The sequence below is a fragment of the Kitasatospora sp. NPDC089509 genome (assembly GCF_044749365.1).
Lineage (GTDB): Bacteria > Actinomycetota > Actinomycetes > Streptomycetales > Streptomycetaceae > Kitasatospora.
This window is the reverse complement of record NZ_JBIVHS010000056.1, coordinates 1-3522: the sequence shown is the minus strand read 5'-3', so window position 1 is coordinate 3522 and position 3522 is coordinate 1. Positions and strand designations below refer to the sequence as shown.

Sequence of the window (3522 nt, the reverse complement as noted above, 5' to 3'; positions counted from 1 at the left end):
AAGAAATCCCCCTCCCCACCGACCACCCCCGACCCACCAACCCCACCCACCACGCCCGCACCCACACCACCCACACCGACCCCACCACCCACCACCAACTCACCACCCACGCCCACACCCACCACGCCACCCTCTTCCACACCCTCCACGCCGCCCTCGCCACCCTCCTCACCCGCAACGGCGCCGGCACCGACCTCCCCATCGGCACCCCCACCGCCGGCCGCAACCACCCCCACCTCGACCACCTCATCGGCTTCTTCATCAACACCCTCGTCCTCCGAACCAACACCACCGGCAACCCCACCCACACCCAACTCCTCCACCACACCCGCGACCTCAACCTCACCGCCCTCACCCACCAGGACCTCCCCTTCGACCGCCTCGTCGAAGCCCTCAACCCCACCCGCACCCCCCACCGCCACCCCCTCTTCCAAACCATCCTCACCCTCAACACCACCCAACCCGGAGGAACCGAACTCGACGTCCAGGACGACGAGTCGGGCCGGACCGCGAAGTTCGACCTGTCCTTCACCGTGACCGAGCAGCACACCGCCGACGGCACCCCGAACGGGCTCGTCGTCACCATCGAGTACGCCACCGACCTGTTCGAGCCCGCCACCGTCGAGCGCCTCGCCCGCCAGTTCCAGCGCATCCTGCGCAGCGCCGCCGAACACCCCGACACCCCCATCCAGGACGTCGACCTGTTCGACGAGCGCGAGCGCGCGGCCGTGTTCACCGACTGGAACGGCCCCACCCGCGAACTCCCCGGCCGGACGCTCCCGGAGCTGTTCGCCGCCCAGGCCGCCCGCACCCCCGACGCCACCGCCGTCAGCTGCGGCACCGACACCCTCAGCTACGCCCAGCTCGACACCGCCGCCAACCGGCTGGCCCGCCTCCTGGTGGCGCGGGGCGCCGGCCCCGAGCGGCTGGTGGCCCTCGCCGTCCCGCGCTCGGTGGAGACCCTGGTGGCCGTCCTGGCCGTGCTCAAGTCCGGTGCGGCGTACCTGCCGGTCGACCTCACCCACCCCAGCGAGCGGATCGCCTACACCCTGGGCGACGCCCAGCCGCTGTGCGTGCTCACCACCGCCGAGGCGGCCGGGCGGCTGCCCGCCACCGAGCACCCCCGGGTGCTGCTGGACGCCCCGGAGACGGTCGCCGCGCTGACCGCACTGCCGACCCACGACCTCACCGACGCCGACCGCTCGGCACCGCTGTCGCTGCGCAACCCGGCCTACGTCATCTACACCTCCGGCTCCACCGGGCGCCCCAAGGGCGTCGTGGTCGAGCACCGCTCGCTGGACGCCTACCTGGCCTGGGCCCGTGAGGCCTACGGCAGCGTGGCCGGCCGGGCGCTGGTCCACTCGCCGGTGTCCTTCGACCTGACCGTGACCGGCCTGTTCGCCCCGCTCACCAGCGGCGGCACCGTCCAGCTGATCGAACTGGACGACCAGGCGCCCACCGCGCGGGAGTTCGACCGCCCGACCTTCGTCAAGGCCACCCCGAGCCACCTGGCGCTGCTGACCGCGCTGCCCGAGCGGTTCTCGCCCAGCGAGCAGCTGGTGCTCGGCGGCGAGTCGCTGATGGGCGAGGTCCTGGACGAGTGGCGCCGCCGCCACCCGGGCGCCACCGTGATCAACGAGTACGGCCCGACCGAGACCACGGTCGGCTGCACCGAGTTCCGGATCGAGCCCGGCGACACCGCGCCCTCCGGCGTGATCACCATCGGACGGCCGATCTGGAACACCCGGATGTACGTCCTGGACGAGGCGCTGCGCGCGCTGCCGATCGGTGTCGGCGGCGAACTCTTCATCGCCGGCGACCTGGTGACCCGCGGCTACCTCGGCCGCCCCGGCCTGACCGCCGAGCGCTTCCTGCCCGACCCGTTCGGCGAGCCCGGCGCCCGGATGTACCGCACCGGCGACCTCGGCCGCTGGCACGAGGACGCGCACGGCGAGGGCCGGCTCGAATTCCTCGGCCGCACCGACGACCAGATCAAGCTGCGCGGCTTCCGGATCGAACCCGCCGAGATCGAGACCCACTTCACCACCCACCCGGACATCGTGCAGGCCGCCGTGCTGCTGCGCGAGGACCAGCCCGGCGACCAGCGCCTGGTGGCCTACCTGGTCCCGGCCGACGACACCACCGCGCCGGACCCGGCCGAACTGCGCGCCACCGCCGCCGCCCAGCTGCCCGCCCACCAGGTGCCGTCCGCCGTCGTACTGCTCGACACCCTCCCGCTCACCCCCAACGGCAAGCTCGACCGCCGCGCCCTGCCCGCACCGAGCCTCACCACCGCACCCGCCCGGGCGCCCCGCACCCCCCGCGAGTCCGTCCTCTGCGGCCTGTTCGCCGCCACGCTCGGCGCGGAGACCGTCGGCATCGACGACAACTTCTTCGACCTCGGCGGCCACTCCCTGCTCGCCGCCCGGCTGACCGCCCGGATCCAGGACGAGCTGGGCGTCCGGATCGGCCTGCGGGCCCTGTTCGAGACCCCGACCGTGGCCCTGCTGGCCGAGCGGCTCGACGCCGAGGGCGGCACCGAATCCGGCAACGGGCTCGGGCAGTTGCTGCCGCTGCGCACCGGCGGCAGCCGGCCGCCGCTGTTCGCGGTGCACCCCGGCGGCGGCCTGGGCTGGTGCTACTCCGGCCTGGTCCGCCACCTGGACCGGGACCGGCCGGTCATCGCCCTGCAGGCCCGCGGGCTGGACGGGGACGACCGACTTCCGTGCAGCGTCGAGGAGATGGCGACCGACTACCTGCGGCTGATCCGCGAGGTGCAGCCGAGCGGCCCGTACCACCTGCTCGGCTGGTCCTTCGGCGGCACGGTGGCCCACGAGCTGGCCCGTCAACTCCAGGCGGCGGGCGAGGAGGTGGCCCTGCTGGCGATGCTCGACTCGCACCCCACCGGCCGCTTCCGGCACGCCGGCCGCCCCAGCGACGCGGAGATCCTCTCGCTCGCACTGGACGGCCTCGACCTCGACGAGCTGGACGCCCTCACCGCCGACGGCACCTCGGCAGGCGGCGACACCCCGACGGCCGACGGCACCGAGCCGCTCGGGGCCGGACTCCCGGGCGCCGAAGCCGTGTTGGAGCTGCTGCGGGAGCGCGGCAGCGTGCTGGCCGGGCTGGACCCGGCGGCGCTCGGCCGACTGGTCCGGGTGACCGGCAACAACCTCGCCCTGGCCGCCGGCGAGGCGCCGGGCCGCTACCGGGGGTCGGTGCTCTTCTTCGAGGCCCTGCCCGGCCGGGGAGCGGACGGCGCGCCGCTGACCGATCTGTGGACCGCGCACGTGGACGGCCCGATCGAGAACCACCCGCTGGACATCCCGCACAGCCGCTTCACCACGCCCGAGGCGCTGGACCTGATCGGGCCGGTCCTGGCCGCCCACCTGCGCTGAACCGGCCGCCCGGGGTGGGGGGGGGGGGGCCCCCCCCCCCCCCCCCCCCCCCCCCCCCCCCCCCCCCCCCCCCCCCCCCCCCCCCCCCCCCCCCCCCCCCCCCCCCCCCCCCCCCCCCCCCCCC

The 3522-nt window shown here is 75.0% G+C and carries 1 protein-coding gene; it reads left to right on the top strand.

Going from position 1 to position 3522, the window contains the following annotated elements:
- Positions 1-3398 (top strand): amino acid adenylation domain-containing protein (locus ACIP4P_RS45005; protein WP_400930315.1); only part of this gene is annotated, 3398 nt, incomplete at its 5' end.
- Positions 3399-3522 lie beyond the last annotated feature (124 nt).